Source organism: Planococcus sp. CPCC 101016 (assembly GCF_007859295.1).
Taxonomy (GTDB): domain Bacteria; phylum Bacillota; class Bacilli; order Bacillales_A; family Planococcaceae; genus Planococcus.
Map to the genome: position 1 here is coordinate 452221 of NZ_VOHB01000003.1, position 16200 is coordinate 468420.

The following is a 16200-nucleotide window of genomic DNA, read 5'->3' on the forward strand; positions in this document are numbered from 1 at the left end:
CTACCTTTTTCTTATTTCAGTAGAACGATCGGCTGCAATAACAGTTGCCGTAGAAAGGATTACAGAATGGCAATTAAAAGACCGTTAATTCATTTACGAATTAACGGTCTGATTGATGCTTTAACTTGCTATTTAGTGCTTTCAATAAAATAGAGCCAGCTTTAAAAAATTTTATACGTATTCTTGCCAGCTGTTTTGGCCCGGTATAAAGCAGTATCTGCATTTTTCAAAAGTACGTCCAAATCGATTTTGCCATTAGGCGGATAAGTTACAATACCAATACTGGTGGATAACTGATATCCTTCCTCCCAAGTACTTAAGCTGTCGAGGATTTGTTCTGCATCATGGCTCATCTCTTCTTCACTGGCGCCGTCAGGGAAATGAATCAGAAATTCGTCCCCTCCGAGACGGACTGCAAAAGCTTTGTCGTTGCGCTCGTTGACAAACAATTGAATTTTTGACGCAACTTTTTTCAAAACAAGATCCCCAGCATCATGGCCGTGCACATCATTCACTTTTTTGAAACCGTCCAAATCGAGGAAAAACATGGCGCCTCCCTCTACTGCATATTCATTATAAAACCGGGTCAAATACCGTCTATTATAAAGGTCCGTCAACGAATCCCGGTAAGCAAACCGCTCCAAGTTCAAGTAATAGGAAAACATTCGGACAATCCGCTGCAGTAAATTGATGCTCTTGTCATCAAAACGACTGACCTCATCATTCACAGCGCACAATGTCCCAAACTTCTCTCCGTTCACGAGTGAAATCGGAATGCCCAAATAAGAACGGATATTGGCTCCTTCGATGCCTGCTCTTAAATGATCCAAGCGGCTGTCTTGTCTTGTATCTTCATAAATCAATGGCTGTTTTTTATCAAAATCAACCCCGCTGCACAGAGAATCGCTAATACTCAACATCATGTTTTCGACTATTGGAATGCTTGTCTCATGATCAGAATGCTTTAAAATCAATTGCCTGTTGCCACGTATGGAGCTTAAATAAAGCAATTGATCCGGCAAAATTTCTTTAGCCAAATCCAGCACATCACTCGCCAGCTCATCAAAATCTTTATACATCTCTAATTCCTGAAATGTTATTTCCATAAAGCACCTCGATTGTCATTATACTTTACTTTTACCGATTCAGTGAAATAGTAAACAGACACATGAGATGTGAAAACACTTCCACTGTATTAAAAAAACATCTAAATAGATCTAGTAAAGTTTAACATATAGGACTACGGTTGTCTGACAACCTTGTTACTTATTGCCATAACAGTAAAGAATTCTTGGAAAATAAAACGACTGCTTATCAAGTCAAAGCATATATAAAAAAGGCCGAAACCTCTGCGGATTCGCCCTCTTTATCATATGTCTTTATCGAAAATTAATAAGCAACCCAACTTAACCCTGTAGTTCCTTCACCTGCATGGACGGCTACGCAAACACTTAGTGAAACAACTTGCACTTTTAAACCTGGAAACTCTTCCACTAGCTCATTCTTCCAAATTTCTGCGTCTTGGATATTATTGCAGTTGATAACGGCCACTTCTGGCACTATGCTTGTATCAATATCGGTACGCAGTGAAAGAATCACCTTATCTTTTGCTCGCTTGTTTGAGCGAACTTTTTCTTTCATAACCGGTTTACCATTCTCGAAACTGATGACTACTTTGATGTTCAATAAATTACTTACAAATGCTTGTGTTCCAGAAACACGTCCACTTTTATGCAGTTGGTTCAAACTTGAGGGAATAAAAGACAACTTCGATTTAAGAGTCATTTCATTGATGGTTGCAACCACGTCTTCTGCTTCTTTACCGCTTGCAAACAATTCATTGCCCATTTCAATCATTTTAACCATCGGAAAAGAACCGATTTTTGAATCAATCGGGTATACTTTAAAGTCCGTCATCTTCGCAGCCGCCTGTGCACTTTCAAATGTTCCTGAAAGACCACTTGATAAATGCAAAGCAATAGCAAAATCATACCCTTCCAACTGAAGCTTTTCATATAAAGAAACCATCTCGCCAATTGCAGGCTGCGAAGTTTTGGGTGAAACTTTCGATAAACGTAATCGATCGTAAAACTCCTCCTGTGTAAGATCGATTGATTCCTTGAAAGATCCATCAGAAAAAACAACACTGAGGGGCAGGATATGTACATTATGTTTTTCGATGAAAGCATCATCCAATTGTGCAGCTGTATCCGTAATCCAAGCTATTTTCTTCATTTAAAAATTCTCCTCTAAATGCAAATTTATGATCGGAACATGCGGTCTATAGCTAACTTACAGGACTGCTTGATAGAGTGCTAGTGACAGTCGACATCTACAGTAAAAGTTTCGATTTAGCCGACATGATTTGAACATATATAGCTAATTCCCTTGTATTTGTATAGGTGAAAGCAAAAGATTTTCTAACAAATAAAGGCCCTCAACAATTCAATGAATTGATGAGGGCCTTTTTGATTTTGGCTGGTTGATTAGCATCTATAACCAAGTGAATGATCATGGTTTGGAGCAGTATTCTTTAGTCCTTGAGAATTCAAGGATTTGAAGAATTTCTTACATCATGCCACCCATTATAATATGAAATTTTAACGGGGTTCACCTGAAATCATTACTCATCAAATCTCACCATGTAATATTCAGCTCATTCGACACTGGAAATAAAGTTGAGGAAGTTGCTAAAGAGATAGGTATTTCTTCGTCCTCAAGAGGACCAACGGTTTTCTTTATTGTTGCCGATAACAGGTTCTGTTGGATAAACAAAATGTATTTCAAATGCCTTTTTATTAAGTTTAAATAAAAATATGACTTTAGACTTTTATGGAGAAAAAATTCTTCATAACAAAAATTTTAATGCACAAATAGTTATATTTTAAATTTACAAAAATAAGTAATTATTACTGTTTTTACCTTTTATTGGTTATAACATCCTTTTTTTAGGTCTTTATGATAATATTAGGTAGAAAAATAAATTAAAGGGGATGTTGTTTTGAAGAAATTTATAGTTAGTTTGTTATCGGTAATGGTGATTCTCGCTATCGTTTTACCTAGTCAGGCTTTGGGCTCGGATTTATCAAACCAAGAGAAAGTTTTGGAAACTCCAGCTAATGAAAAAGCGCAGAAAGATTTTTCAGATATTAAAAAAGTTGAAAAATATATCTCTGTAGATGCTAATGGCCATATTGTTTTGGACCCTAAGCATTCGAAGAATTTCCACAAAAAATATGACTTGGATGCATTAGAAGCCCATTTTGAGCTATTAAATGAAAAAGTTGATAATGGAACTATTAAAATCAACAATGATTTATCTATCGAGGATTTATCAATTACTCTTTTTGCTTCCTATAACAAATGGACTTATCACTGGTGGGGCTATGATAGAAACTTCACTAACAGTCAAGCAATTCGATACGTAAACGATTTAAACACAGTTGCAACAGGTGGAGCAATTGCTGCTGGTGCAGCCTCTCTTTTCCCAATAATAGGTGCCGGTGTAGCTATGACTGCTGGTTATTATGGTTTAATGGCAACAAGAGTGACAGCAAACAATCGGGGTAATGGTGTTTATGTAGCTCAAACATGGGCTCGTGTATTTAACGTAAAACCGCTTTAATTTTAGGAAGTTCACTTAATAATCCTTATCACAAAATGTGATAAGGGTTATTTTTTTACTTGACTACTTACTTTTTGTAAAGTACACTTTACGTAAAGTTAACTTTACAAAGGGCGGGGGGTTGAAAATGAAAAATATTATTAAACAGAAAAGATTGGAGTTCGATTTGACACAAGATGAGTTAGCTGAAAGATTAGGTGTTTCAAGGCAAACTATCATTTCATTAGAAAAAGAGAGATATAATCCATCTATAAATTTAGCTTTTAAGATATCCAAAATTTTTAACACATGCATCGAAGAAATATTTTCATTTGAGGAGGAATAGCATGAAAAAAAACACTGAAGTTAAAAGAAACCGATTAATATATTTAGTTACAGGAGTAGCATTATTAATATTCGGTATCTACTTAAATATAGGTTACTTGAATCGGGGAGAATTTCCTCATGCAATTATATTTATAGCACTTGCAATCAACCAACTTGCTTGGGCTTATGTAGCTCCCCATATCTTTCCGAAGGACGAACGTTCTAAAACAATTCGGGAAAAAGCCATGACTATTAATTATTACATGGTATTGATTGTTATTATTGTGTTGCTATATGTATCTGAACAAATGAACTTAACTGCTTATCAAGCTCTAACCATAGTCGGTTGCTTTTCTCTTTTATCAACAGCCTTTGCTATGATTTTCTTTTCTAAACGTGTTTGAATAAATGAGGCTATTAAGTTTTAATACATCACTTGTTATACACTCTATTTACGATTATAAATATAAACAAGTTCGAAACTCCTTGATTGAACTTAACCCTAAATGGTAGACACCTTAAAAAAAGTGACCCCATTTGGGGTTTTTCTATTTTCAGACCCCGGCATACTAAATTTAGCTAACTTGGACGGGAGAAGATCACATGAGTAAAATTATATTCAACGAACACCAGCAACGGGTCTTGGAGGCGAATCCGAATGTCGCTTCCGTATCCGATCGAGCGATTCAGTACACGCCGGAATTCAAAATCCATGCCTTGAAAGATAACTTAGCGGGCAAAGGCCCTGCCCAAATCTTTATTGAAAATGGATTTGATTTGACGGTTATCGGTTCCAAAAAAGCGACGTCTTCCTTGAATCGTGGCGGACGACGTATAGAACGTATGGAGAAGATGGCTTCTTTGAAGAGCGTTGTGGAAAAGGCAGTACCGGCCGCCCCTCCACCAAAGATCTCTCAGCGGAGAAAAAGCTGGAGAAAGCGGAATCACGCATTAAATACCTGGAAGCAGAAAATGAGTTGTTAAAAAAGCTCGAGGCGCTCGAGAGGCAGGCGAAGAACAGGACTACAAAGATTACCTGTTGCTTAAAAGCATCTACGATGCGCATCGGAAGAAAATCGGTTATCGCACCTTTTATATGGTGCTCACTGAACTCCTGGAAACGCCGATGAACCACAAGAAGATTCTGCGTCTGATGCGCAAATTCAACCTTTTTGCCAATATCCGTCGAGCGAATCCCTATAAGCAAATCGCCAAAGCCACTCAAGAACACACCGTCTGCCCCAACCTGTTGAATCGTGAGTTTGAACAGGTTGAACCCGGCAAGGTATTTGTCACTGATATCACTTATCTGCCTAACCGTTCGGGGCAAATGGCGTATTTGTCCGCCGTGAAAAATGTCGCCACCCGGGAAATCGTCGTTTATGAAGTCACGACGACACTCACGATGGAAATTGTTTACTGCATGTTAAAGAAACTGAAGGAAGCATTGAATGGCAATGTTCACCCAGAAGCGATGATCCATTCTGATCAAGGCTTCCACTATACCCATCCCGAATACCAACAACGTGTGAAGGAAATTGGATTGATCCAGTCGATGTCCCGACGGGGCAACTGCCTAGACAATGCCTCCATTGAATCGTTTTTTGGTCACTTTAAAGATGTCGATTTTAAACAAGCAACCAGCCTGGATGAATTGAAAAGGCTGGTGGATGATTACATGGCGTATTACACCGGAACGCGCAAGCAATGGAATCTAAAAAAGATGACTCCGGCACAATACCGAAGTCATCTGATCGCAGCCTAGCTGCAGGGTACTTTTATTAAACTGTCCATTAAAAGGGACGCAGTTCACACAAGGATTTCTCTCTTATTTTTCTTACTAGAATTACATCATGCCGCCCATGCCGCCCATATCAGGCATTCCACCCATTGGTGCTGCTGGTTCCGGGATGTCTGCTACGACTGCTTCAGTCGTCAAGAACATGGCTGCAACAGATGCTGCGTTTTGTAATGCTGAACGCGTAACTTTGGTTGGATCGACGATTCCTGCATCCACCATGTTGACCCATTGGCCGTTTGCCGCGTTGTAGCCGACACCGACTTCTTCGGATTTCATGCGGTGAACGATGATTGATCCTTCAAGGCCTGCGTTTGTTGCAATTTGGCGAACTGGCTCTTCCAGTGCACGAAGCACGATGTTGACGCCTGTTGCTACGTCGCCTTCTTCAGTTTCAAGCAGCTCAGCCACTTTGTTGTAAACGTTGACTAATGCTGTACCACCACCGGCAACAATTCCTTCTTCTACAGCTGCGCGAGTTGAGTTCAATGCATCTTCAATGCGAAGTTTGCGCTCTTTCAACTCAGTTTCAGTCGCCGCTCCGACTTTGATGACTGCAACGCCGCCAGCCAATTTCGCTAAGCGTTCCTGCAATTTCTCTTTGTCGAATTCAGAAGTTGTTTCTTCCAGCTGGTTGCGGATCTGTGTAACGCGTGCGACGATCTGTTCCTGGTCGCCGGCGCCTTCCACGATCGTTGTGTTTTCTTTCGAAACCACTACTTTTGAAGCGCGCCCAAGCTGAGCGATGTTCGTTGTTTTCAATTCAAGTCCAAGGTCTTCTGTAATCACTTCTGCGCCAGTCAAGGCAGCGATGTCTTCAAGCATTGCTTTGCGGCGGTCACCGAAGCCTGGAGCCTTAACAGCTACAGCATTGAACGTACCGCGTAATTTGTTGACAACCAATGTCGCCAATGCTTCGCCTTCAACGTCTTCAGCTACGATCAACAATGGCTTGCTTTGCTGAACGACTTGCTCAAGAATTGGCAGGATTTCCTGGATATTGCCGATTTTCTTGTCAGTAACCAAGATGAACGGGTTATCCAAAACTGCTTCCATTTTATCTGAATCCGTCACCATGTATGGAGACTGGTATCCACGGTCAAACTGCATACCTTCTACCACATCAAGTTCAGTTGTGAAGCCGCGTGACTCTTCCAAAGTGATGACGCCGTCGTTTCCAACGCGCTCCATTGCTTCAGCGATCAATTTGCCGACTTCTTCGTCGCCAGACGAAATCGCTGCAACTTGTGCAATCGATTCTTTGCCTTCGATTGGCTTCGAAATAGCTTTCAGTTCACCAATTGCATTTTCTACTGCCAATTCGATTCCGCGGCGGATGCCTACTGGATTCGCACCAGCTGTAACGTTCTTCAAGCCTTCACGGATCATTGCCTGTGCAAGAACCGTAGCTGTCGTTGTACCGTCACCGGCGATGTCGTTTGTTTTAGAAGCAACTTCCGCAACAAGTTTCGCTCCCATGTTTTCAAAAGCATTTTCAAGTTCGATTTCTTTCGCGATCGTCACACCATCATTAGTGATCAACGGCGAGCCGAATTTTTTCTCAAGTACCACGTTGCGCCCTTTTGGCCCAAGTGTCACTTTTACTGCATCTGCTAATTTATCTACGCCTTTCAGCATTAAACTGCGTGCGTCTTCACTGAACTTAATATCTTTTGCCATGTTTAGCTTCCTCCTGTGTCGTTGGTTTATTTTAGCCTAAAACTGCTAATATATCGTTTTCACGTAAAATCAAATATTCTTTGCCTTCATATTTCAATTCAGATCCTGCATATTTCGAGAAGATGACGCGGTCGCCAGCTTGCACGTCCAATTCTGTGCGCTGCCCGTTCTCACGGATAAGTCCATTTCCTACAGCGATCACATGGCCCTCCTGCGGTTTTTCCTGTGCCGATCCCGGTAAAACGATACCGCTTGAAGTTTTTTCTTCCGCTTCGATGAGCTCAATAATTACACGATCTCCTAGTGGTCTTAACAATTGAAACACCCTCCTCAAATTATCTAAATGTTCTCGCTTAGCACTCTCAACCTCTGAGTGCTAACCCATTAACAAGTTTAATAAAATCTTCTGTCTTTTGCAAGCGGGAACCTTTATGATTTTGATTTCTTTGCGGATGTTCTTCGAAAGCTCTACAATAGAAGGAGCATTCATCAGTGAAAGGAATTACAACATGCCCACCAAACAAAAAACCTTTATAGACGATTTGTTAAAAAATGGCCGCTCTTCTGGGTCGAAAGCTAAAACAACTAGCGCCCGCCGGCCGAAATCCTCAGGCAAAAAGACGCCGCTGTATGTGTTGTTGATTTTTATTGCCGCACAGCTTTCGCCGGTTCTGTTTATCTCCCCTACGTTGAATTACTTCATGGAACAAGGGATGGACCGGCAAACTGCCGGCATCGCCACATCCGGCTGGCTGATTTTCCTGACCATGGGCATCGGCTTTATTCTGACGCTTATTGTTGTATTCCGTGACAAGCGCTTTTTTGATATTTGGAGAGGGACGAAATCTTCTCTGCCGATGTCCATTATCTGGGGCTTTCTCGGCTTCTTGCTTTTACTAATTGGGCAATCACTTGCTGCTTTAATTGAAATGAGGTTTTTTGGCATTGATCCGGGCTCTGAGAATACCGCTTCATTAGTCAGTATCGCTGAAGTGGTGCCGCTCGCCATCTTGTCAATCGTCTTATTTGGACCAATTCTCGAGGAACTGGTTTTCCGCCGCGTTCTTTTCGGTTCGCTTAACCAAACGACTAATTTCTTTTTCGCGACAGCTGTCAGTGCATTGGTCTTTGCCTTGATCCATTTCGACTTTACGCATTTGCTGCTTTACTTTACTACCGGTTTGATTCTGGCGTTTCTCTATCAGAAAACAAAACGCATCATTACGCCAATCATTGCCCATATCTGTTTAAACAGCTACGTCATGCTCATTCAGCTGAATATGGATAAGATTTTGGAGTTCCAAAAACAGATGGAAAACCTTCAAACAGCAGGGTTTTTCTTCATTTCTCAATGACCCTTAAATATGGAATCAGAGACAAACCGGCTGGATGGCAAATACCGCTATCCGGCCGGTTTTATTGCCTCCCTCAATATGTCTTCCAACCGAAAACATAAGAAAAAGCCTTCCCCGTTTGTTTTCGGTGGAAGGCTTTATTTTTCTTCTATGGCTTGTTGCTGTTCTTCGATGATTTGCTGCTGCTCCGCTTTTAGGAACTTGCGGTAGCCGATTTTAGCGATAATCACACTAAACTCATACAATATGATTAGCGGCAATGTCACTATCATATGAGAGACAATGTCCGGCGGAGTGATGAATGCCGCAATGATTACCAACCCAAGATAGGAATACTTGCGATACTTCGTCATCAGCATCGGCGTGATGATGCCAAGCCTTGTCAGAAACAGCATCAATACCGGCAGCTGAAAGATCAGCCCGAACGGCAGCGTGATCTGGAACAGAAACTGAAAGTATTCATTAATGCCGATTGTTTCTTGAATATCCATATTGTTGGAGATATTCAGCATAAATCCAATCACATAGGGAAACAGAATTAAGTAAGAAAAGGCAATGCCACCGAGAAACAGCAGAAGAGAAAACGGGATATAGCTTAAAGTAGCTCTTCGCTCCTTCTCAAGAAGCCCTGGACTGATAAACGCCCAGAACTGATACATGATCAGTGGAGAAGTAATGATCAGTGCTAAAATCATCGTTACCTGCATGAAGATCTTCAGTGGATCTGTAATTTTAAATGCATTCAGGGTAAGGTCTTTCGCTTCTTCTGTATATTGCAGATACTGAATCAGCGGCTGCGCAAGAAAAAAGCTGACAATGATCGCTAATACAAAGAAAACGACTACAATGGTCAGCCGTTTTCTCAATTCACCTATATGTTCAACTAAAGTCATATCTTTTTCTGTCATCAGACAAACATCCTATCGTATTTCCTTTTGCTCGTCTTTCTTTTTCAAATCTACTTTATCGTCGTCATCGTCTACAAGTCCTTTTGTAGCGTTTTTGAACTCACGCAAAGACGAACCGAATGCTTTTCCAAGTTCCGGCAACTTTTTAGGACCGAAAACAAGCAAGGCAACAACACCGATTATGATGATACTCATTGGACCTGGCATACGTGGCACCTCCTGTATTATGGCTCTATTTTACATCATTCAAGCTCTTTTGGCTATTTCGAAAGGACTTATAAATGTGAAGGTTTTAAGTCATTGCTGCTTAATTTGATAAATCAAAGTCTGCAGTTCAACTGATAGATCGATGGTCTGGACACGGATATGGTCGGGCACCGAAATACGCACCGGCGTAAAATTCAAAATCCCTTTGATATCGGTCTTCGCCAAACGGTCTGTCACTTCCTGTGCCGATCGCGACGGCACCGTCAAAATGACCAACTCCACACCATACTCTTTTATCTTCTCTTCGATTTTATCCGGATGGTAAGTATCGATGTCGCTGATCTTCTCCCCTTCCAATGGACTATTCGAATCAAACGCCACAATGATTTTCGTATTGTGGTTGCGGTGGAAATTATACTTCAAAAATGCACTGCCGAGTCCACCAACGCCTATCAGCGCTACATTGGTAGCTTCGTCCTGATCAAGGGTCTTGCGAAAAAAGAGCAGCAATTCCTGAACATCGTAGCCATAGCCTTTCTTGCCAAGTGCGCCCAAATGGGAAAAATCACGGCGGATAGTGGCAGAATCAATTTTCATCGCTTCGCTCAATTCCTGCGAGGAAATCCGTTTTTGTCCGGCATTCGCGAAGTTTTGAAGGAAACGGTAATACAGCGGCAGCCTTTTAGTCGTGGCTTGCGGAATTTTAGATGTCTCGTGTAACATACGCTTTCGCATCCTCCTGAGGTGTTGTCAAATCGCTTTCATCTTACATTAGGAGCCTTCATATGTAAAGGCTTGTGCAATTGCGAACAAACGCCCCATCAGCTACACTTAAAAAGAATAGAGGTGACCTACATGATTGTCTTGCAAGTAAATCAAGTGCATAAATCATTTGGTGCAGAAGAGATTCTCTCCGGCGTCAAATTGGAAGTGCAGCACCGTGACCGGGTAGCTTTAGTAGGCCGAAACGGCGCGGGAAAATCGACATTATTGAAAATCATAGCCGGTGAAATGTCATACGATAGCGGCGACATCAGCATGCCGAAAGATTTGACGATTGGCTACTTGGAACAGCAGACTAATTTGGAGTCGGATGCCACTGTCTGGGATGAAATGATGACGATTTTTCATCATTTCCGTGAACAGGAAGCGAAACTTCGCCGATTGGAAGCGCAGATGGCCGACCCGGAAATATACAATAATCCAGAAGAAAACGACAAAGTCATGAAAGAATACGACCTTCTGCAGCATGATTTTAAAGATGCAGGCGGCTATCAGTACGAAGCGGACACGCGCGCGATATTGCACGGCATGAAATTCTATCGGGAAGACTACGATAAAAAAGTGGTGTCGTTATCCGGCGGCCAGAAAACGCGTCTCATGTTGGCTAAGCACTTGCTGAGCAAGCCGCAACTGCTGATTCTCGATGAGCCCACTAACCATTTGGACATCGAAACGCTCAGCTGGCTGGAAAACTACTTGAAGAACTATCCGGGTGCTTTGCTGATCGTTTCCCATGACCGCTACTTCCTCGATCAAGTAGTAACACTGGTCTATGAAGTTTCCCGCCACCGAGTCAAAAAGTATACCGGCAACTACAGCCGCTACTTGGATGAAAAAGCCAAGCAGTACGAATTGGATCAAAAGCAATTTGAGAAGCAGCAAGGCGAGAAAGCCAAGCTGGAAGATTACGTCCAGCGCAACCTGGCACGTGCTTCAACAACCAAGATGGCCCAAAGCCGCAGAAAGACCCTTCAGAAAACCGATTGGATGGAGGCTCCCGATGGCAGTGAAAAATCAGCTCGCTTCGGCTTTACTATCGATAAGCAAAGCGGCAATGATGTACTGAACGTCCAATCACTGAAAATCGGCTACACCAGCAAACCGGTTTCCGAGAATATTTCACTGAAGCTTTACCGGCAGGAAAGCCTGGCGCTTGTCGGACCAAATGGGGTCGGTAAATCTACTTTACTCAAAACCATCATGAAAGAACTGAAACCGCTTGAAGGTGATGTCCATTATGGCACCGGGATTCAGTTTGGCTATTACGACCAGGAGCAAGCTAATTTAAAAGGCAATAAACTGGTATTGAATGAATTGTGGGATGATTATCCCCTTATCAACGAAAAAGACATACGCGGCATCCTCGGACGTTTTCTGTTTACCGGAGATGATGTACTAAAGCCGGTTTCCACATTATCAGGCGGCGAGAAAGCACGTGTGGCCCTTGCGAAGCTGATGATGCAAAAAGCCAATGTCCTGCTGCTCGATGAACCGACAAACCATCTGGATCTCGACAGCAAAGAAGTGCTCGAGAACGCCTTATTAGATTACCCAGGCACCTTGCTTTTTGTATCGCATGACCGCTATTTTATGAACCGCATCGCTACAAAAGTTATCGAACTTACACGGGACGGCACTACCGAATATTTAGGCGACTATGATTATTACGTAGAAAAGAAGTTAGAAATCGCCGAGCTGAAAGCTCTTGATGAAGCCGGCTCAGTTACCGAAGTGAAAGCTGCAGCTGCAGCCTCTACCTCGCAGATCGATAAAGAAGCGAAAAAATTGGAGCGCCAGTTGGCTCGTCAAGCGGAAGAAGTCGAACAGGCGATGGAGAAACTAGATCTGCAAATTGCTGAAATCGAAGAACAATTATGCGAACCGGAAATTTTCCAGGATCATGAACGAGTTTTGCCGCTTCAAACCCAACTGGAAGAACTGAAAGCAGCGCACGAAGAAACGATGACCCATTGGCTTGAACTTCAGGAAAAAATTGAAAATATTTAATTTTGACCGGCTATTTTATAGCCGGTTTTTTTGTTACTATATATAGGTCAATAGAGATTCCTGAAATATTTATTTCCACAGATTTCTCCACATTACTTCGCTTGTCTAATCAACTGTCAACAGACTTTTACACATTATCCACAAGAAAAGTAAATGTTATCCACATAGTTTTCCACTTACACCTATACAATATGTAGGATTTCCACCTCTTACCCCCTAGTTAGTAACAGTTTATTCACAAATTGTGCATAAGTACAAATGTTCTCTATTGACAGAAAATTTTTTGTCCACACTCAAAAAGACAGAATTTTATGTAAAAAAAAGCAAGTAATTTCGCACATCTCAGCAGGACTGAAATGATGAAATTACTTGCTTTTATTAAATCCATGATGTTAATGGCATTCCTGGCCGGCCGTTCATTGCCATCGTACCAAAAAGTTCCTTCTCGTACATGACTGTTCCCGCTGCAGCAATCATCGCCGCATTATCGGTGCACAATGGCAAGGAAGGAATATAAAATGGAATCCCTTTTTCCTTGGACGCTTCTTCCAATGAGCGCCGCAATCCTTTATTTGCAGCAACTCCGCCTGCCGCAATTACTTGACGCACTTTGTATTGTTGGGCTGCTTGCATCGTTTTTCCAGTCACAACTTCGACGACGCTGTTTTGGAAGCCCGCTGCTACATGTTCAGGAGCTACTTTTTCACCGCGCTGAGCCGCATTATGCATATAATTCAACACGGACGATTTTAATCCGCTGAAGCTAAAGTCATAGGACCCTTCTTCAAGCCAGATTCGTGGAAATACCACTGCCTCATCACTGGCTTGAGCCAACCTGTCGATATGAGGACCACCTGGATAAGGCAAGTTCAGTGTACGTGCCACTTTATCATAAGCTTCTCCCGCTGCGTCATCCCGCGTTTCTCCGATTACGGTAAAATCTCCATGTTCTTTCATATAAATCAATTCAGTATGGCCGCCAGAGATAACTAAGGCAAGAAGCGGAAATTCCATTTCTTGTTCCAAACGGTTTGCATAAATGTGGCCCGCGATATGATGAACACCCACTAACGGCAGCTGATGCGCAAAGGCAAAAGCTTTTGCAGCATTCACACCGATCAGCAAAGCACCTACCAGTCCAGGACCTTCAGTTACAGCTACTGCATTCAATTGATTGGGCTCCATCCCCGCTAACTGCAGCGCCTCTTCAATGACCAAAGTGATTTGTTCCACATGATGCCTTGAAGCAATTTCCGGTACCACGCCGCCAAAACGCTTATGGCTCTCGATTTGTGATGCCACCACATTAGAGATGATCTCTGTGCCGTTTTTGACGATGGAAGCAGCTGTTTCGTCACAGCTTGTTTCAATTCCCAATATATATATGTCTTTATTCATCAAAGTTCACCCACATCACTATGGCATCTTCGTAATTATCCGTATAGTATCGTTTACGGATGCCTCCATTTTTAAAGCCTAATTTACGGTAAAGATTTTGTGCTACTGTATTGCTGACCCGGGCTTCCAATGTCATAAGGACCGCACCATTCGCTTTCGCTACATCAATCGCTGCTTGCATCAATCCTTCACCCAGCTTCTTCCCGCGCTGGTCAGGATGGATAGCAATATTCGTGACATGTGCTTCGTCCATCACCAGCCACATTCCGCAGTATCCCACAATGCCATCATCTGTTTCGGCAATCACATAATATGCATGCTCATTGCTAATCATTTCATAGTAGAAAGCATCTTTTGTCCAAGCCAACGTAAAAGATAATTTTTCAATCTCATAGACCTGTTCGATATCGGCAATCGTCATTTTTCTGAATCTGACGGTTTCACTCATAGCGGCTGGCCTTCTTGTGCTTTATTGTAATTTGCTTCCGCTTCCGTAATGCGGCGATATTCAGGAACAGCATGATGAGTATTACTTTCCGTGGATTGCTGTGCAAGCATAATCAAATTCGAAGCTCGAGGCAGTCGATTTTGGATTCCACTGAACTGAGCCGCATCGCCTAACACTTCGGTGATCAAGGCTTCGTGTAATGCTACATCCACGCCGGTGAATAACACAGAACGGTCGAGTTCTTTAACCTTTAGCAGGAATTCCTTCACATCACTATGCTGATCCGCAAAGACCGGTTCCAAATCAGAACCCTCGTACAAGCCAATAAAGGCTGTTCCGCGGCGTGCATCCATCATTGGACAAACCAAACCTTTAAAGCCTTGCCCATTTGCAGCAAGGACTTTTAAACTGGAAACAAGATGCAGTGGGATTTTCAGCGACCATGCCAAAGTTTTTGCGATCGTCAAGCCAATACGTACTCCTGTATAAGACCCTGGACCTTCCGCTACTGCAATATGAGTCAGATCGGCAGGCAGTACCTTAGCCTTTTTCATCATTTCTTCAATCGCAGGCATAGCCATCAACGAGTGATTGATTTTTAAATTTGAAGTTTCCTCTATTAAAACCCTGTCGTCCTCCATTAACGCAATCGCTAATGGAGAATTCGAGGTATCGATACCAAGATAGATCATAGGTTTAGCTCCCTGCAAAGTTTTTCATAGCGTCTGCCAATCGGATTAAGGACAACCTTGCGCTCTTGCTCAGATTGTCGGGTAATGGTAATTTCCAGTCGCTCTTTCGGTAAATACTCTTCTATAAATTTTGCCCATTCGATTACCGATACCGCTTCACTGGTGAAAAATTCGTCAAATCCAATATCCTCATCGCTGTTTTCAAGGCGATAGACATCGAAATGATTCAATTCTAAGCGGCCGGAATACTGCTTTAAGATTGTGAAAGTCGGGCTGTTCACCATCCGTTGAACACCCAAACCTTTTGCCAAGCCTTTAGTGAAAGTCGTTTTTCCGGCACCTAAGTCGCCTTCCAGCGTCAGCAGATCTCCCGGCTCCAGCAGCTCAGCGAAAGCGGCTGCGAATACTTCAGTTTCCTCTGGCGAATTCAGCATAATTGCATAAGTCATTTATCATGTCACCTCTATTGAGTCTTTACATAGTTTAGCGAAATTGCCGCAGTAAATCAAAATATATCGTTTTGCCGGTATTTTTTAATGAAAACAAAAAAAATAAACACAGCAGGATCGCTGTGTTCATCATCAAAATTACGGTCCCGACCGGGATCGAACCGGCGATCTCCTGCGTGACAGGCAGGCATGTTAACCGCTACACCACGGGACCAAAAAAAAAAAACAGACCAGCGACGTCTTACTCTCACAGGGGGAGACCCCCAACTACCATCAGCGCAAAAGAGCTTAACTGCCGTGTTCGGGATGGGAACGGGTGTGGCCTCTTTGCCATCATCACTGGACTGTTTGGTTTGAGCTTGTTCGCTCAAAACTGGATAAACGACACCGGAACATGCAAGGATTCCGTATACATTGTTTGGTTAAGTCCTCGATCGATTAGTATTCGTCAGCTGCACGTGTCGCCACGCTTCCACCTCGAACCTATCTACCTCATCGTCTTTGAGGGATCTTACTTGCTTGCGCAATGGGAAATCTCATCTTG

General features: G+C 42.5%; 16 protein-coding genes, 1 tRNA gene, 2 rRNA genes and 1 pseudogene. 6 read left to right on the forward strand and 14 right to left on the reverse strand.

Going from position 1 to position 16200, the window contains the following annotated elements; genetic code table 11:
* Positions 1–161: 161 nt before the first annotated feature.
* Both FQV26_RS14170 and FQV26_RS14175 read right to left on the reverse strand, forming a co-directional pair.
* Positions 162–1106, reverse strand: coding sequence for a sensor domain-containing diguanylate cyclase (locus FQV26_RS14170; protein WP_146558191.1), 945 nt, complete (start codon positions 1104–1106; stop codon positions 162–164).
* Between the two features lie 283 nt (positions 1107–1389).
* Positions 1390–2235, reverse strand: coding sequence for a DegV family protein (locus tag FQV26_RS14175; protein WP_146558192.1), 846 nt, complete (start codon positions 2233–2235; stop codon positions 1390–1392).
* 766 nt (positions 2236–3001) lie between these two features.
* Between FQV26_RS14175 and FQV26_RS14180 the strand changes: the two genes are divergently transcribed.
* The 4 genes and pseudogenes from FQV26_RS14180 to FQV26_RS14195 all read left to right on the forward strand — a co-directional run bounded on the left by FQV26_RS14180 (position 3002) and on the right by FQV26_RS14195 (position 5696).
* A complete protein-coding gene (locus tag FQV26_RS14180; protein ID WP_146558193.1) occupies positions 3002–3625 on the forward strand; it encodes a hypothetical protein in 624 nt (207 codons plus the stop codon).
* 127 nt (positions 3626–3752) lie between these two features.
* A complete protein-coding gene (locus FQV26_RS14185; protein ID WP_146558194.1) occupies positions 3753–3950 on the forward strand; it encodes a helix-turn-helix transcriptional regulator in 198 nt (65 codons plus the stop codon).
* 1 nt (position 3951) lies between these two features.
* On the forward strand, positions 3952–4335 hold the full coding sequence (locus FQV26_RS14190; RefSeq protein WP_146558195.1) for a hypothetical protein: 384 nt from the start codon (positions 3952–3954) through the stop codon (positions 4333–4335).
* A 199-nt stretch (positions 4336–4534) separates the two neighbouring features.
* Positions 4535–5696: pseudogene (locus FQV26_RS14195) on the forward strand (IS3 family transposase).
* 81 nt (positions 5697–5777) lie between these two features.
* Here the strand turns inward: FQV26_RS14195 and groL are convergent.
* On the reverse strand, positions 5778–7409 hold the full coding sequence (gene groL, locus FQV26_RS14200; protein ID WP_146558196.1) for a chaperonin GroEL: 1632 nt from the start codon (positions 7407–7409) through the stop codon (positions 5778–5780).
* A gap of 31 nt (positions 7410–7440) precedes the next feature.
* Positions 7441–7725 (reverse strand): co-chaperone GroES, encoded by a 285-nt coding sequence (gene groES / locus FQV26_RS14205; protein WP_006831533.1) that lies wholly within the window; start codon positions 7723–7725, stop codon positions 7441–7443.
* Positions 7726–7840: 115 nt separating this feature from the next.
* On the opposite strand from groES, the gene FQV26_RS14210 reads away from it, so the two are divergent.
* Entirely contained in the window at positions 7841–8764 is a 924-nt protein-coding gene (locus FQV26_RS14210; RefSeq protein WP_315898443.1) for a CPBP family intramembrane glutamic endopeptidase, read from the forward strand.
* 137 nt (positions 8765–8901) lie between these two features.
* On the opposite strand, the gene tatC is transcribed toward FQV26_RS14210, so the two are convergent.
* From tatC to FQV26_RS14225, 3 genes are all read right to left on the reverse strand, one after another.
* On the reverse strand, positions 8902–9672 hold the full coding sequence (gene tatC, locus FQV26_RS14215) for a twin-arginine translocase subunit TatC (protein WP_146558197.1): 771 nt from the start codon (positions 9670–9672) through the stop codon (positions 8902–8904).
* A gap of 12 nt (positions 9673–9684) precedes the next feature.
* On the reverse strand, positions 9685–9879 hold the full coding sequence (locus FQV26_RS14220) for a twin-arginine translocase TatA/TatE family subunit (RefSeq protein WP_146558198.1): 195 nt from the start codon (positions 9877–9879) through the stop codon (positions 9685–9687).
* A gap of 90 nt (positions 9880–9969) precedes the next feature.
* The gene (locus tag FQV26_RS14225; RefSeq protein ID WP_146558199.1) at positions 9970–10602 is read right to left on the reverse strand and encodes a redox-sensing transcriptional repressor Rex; all 633 of its coding nucleotides are present in this window, start codon (positions 10600–10602) and stop codon (positions 9970–9972) included.
* 132 nt (positions 10603–10734) lie between these two features.
* On the opposite strand from FQV26_RS14225, the gene abc-f reads away from it, so the two are divergent.
* Positions 10735–12669 carry a ribosomal protection-like ABC-F family protein gene (abc-f, locus tag FQV26_RS14230; protein ID WP_146558200.1) on the forward strand — a complete coding sequence of 645 codons (1935 nt, stop codon included), beginning with the start codon at positions 10735–10737 and terminating at the stop codon, positions 12667–12669.
* 378 nt (positions 12670–13047) lie between these two features.
* Here the strand turns inward: abc-f and tsaD are convergent, their stop codons facing one another.
* The 7 genes from tsaD to FQV26_RS14265 all read right to left on the reverse strand — a co-directional run.
* Complete coding sequence (gene tsaD, locus FQV26_RS14235; protein WP_146558201.1) at positions 13048–14067, reverse strand: tRNA (adenosine(37)-N6)-threonylcarbamoyltransferase complex transferase subunit TsaD; 1020 nt, start codon at positions 14065–14067, stop codon at positions 13048–13050.
* Positions 14060–14515, reverse strand: a complete 456-nt coding sequence (gene rimI / locus FQV26_RS14240) for a ribosomal protein S18-alanine N-acetyltransferase (RefSeq protein WP_146558202.1) — start codon at positions 14513–14515, stop codon at positions 14060–14062. The genes tsaD and rimI overlap by 8 nt, the downstream gene beginning before the upstream one ends.
* The gene (tsaB, locus tag FQV26_RS14245) at positions 14512–15207 is read right to left on the reverse strand and encodes a tRNA (adenosine(37)-N6)-threonylcarbamoyltransferase complex dimerization subunit type 1 TsaB (RefSeq protein WP_146558203.1); all 696 of its coding nucleotides are present in this window, start codon (positions 15205–15207) and stop codon (positions 14512–14514) included. Before tsaB ends, rimI begins: the two co-directional genes overlap by 4 nt.
* Positions 15204–15656 carry a tRNA (adenosine(37)-N6)-threonylcarbamoyltransferase complex ATPase subunit type 1 TsaE gene (gene tsaE, locus FQV26_RS14250; protein WP_146558204.1) on the reverse strand — a complete coding sequence of 151 codons (453 nt, stop codon included), beginning with the start codon at positions 15654–15656 and terminating at the stop codon, positions 15204–15206. The genes tsaB and tsaE overlap by 4 nt, the downstream gene beginning before the upstream one ends.
* 141 nt (positions 15657–15797) lie before the next feature.
* Positions 15798–15870: transfer RNA gene (locus tag FQV26_RS14255), tRNA-Asp, on the reverse strand.
* Positions 15871–15884: 14 nt separating this feature from the next.
* Positions 15885–16000 (reverse strand): 5S ribosomal RNA (gene rrf, locus FQV26_RS14260).
* A 74-nt stretch (positions 16001–16074) separates the two neighbouring features.
* A 23S ribosomal RNA gene (locus FQV26_RS14265) occupies positions 16075–16200 on the reverse strand; the annotation flags it as partial.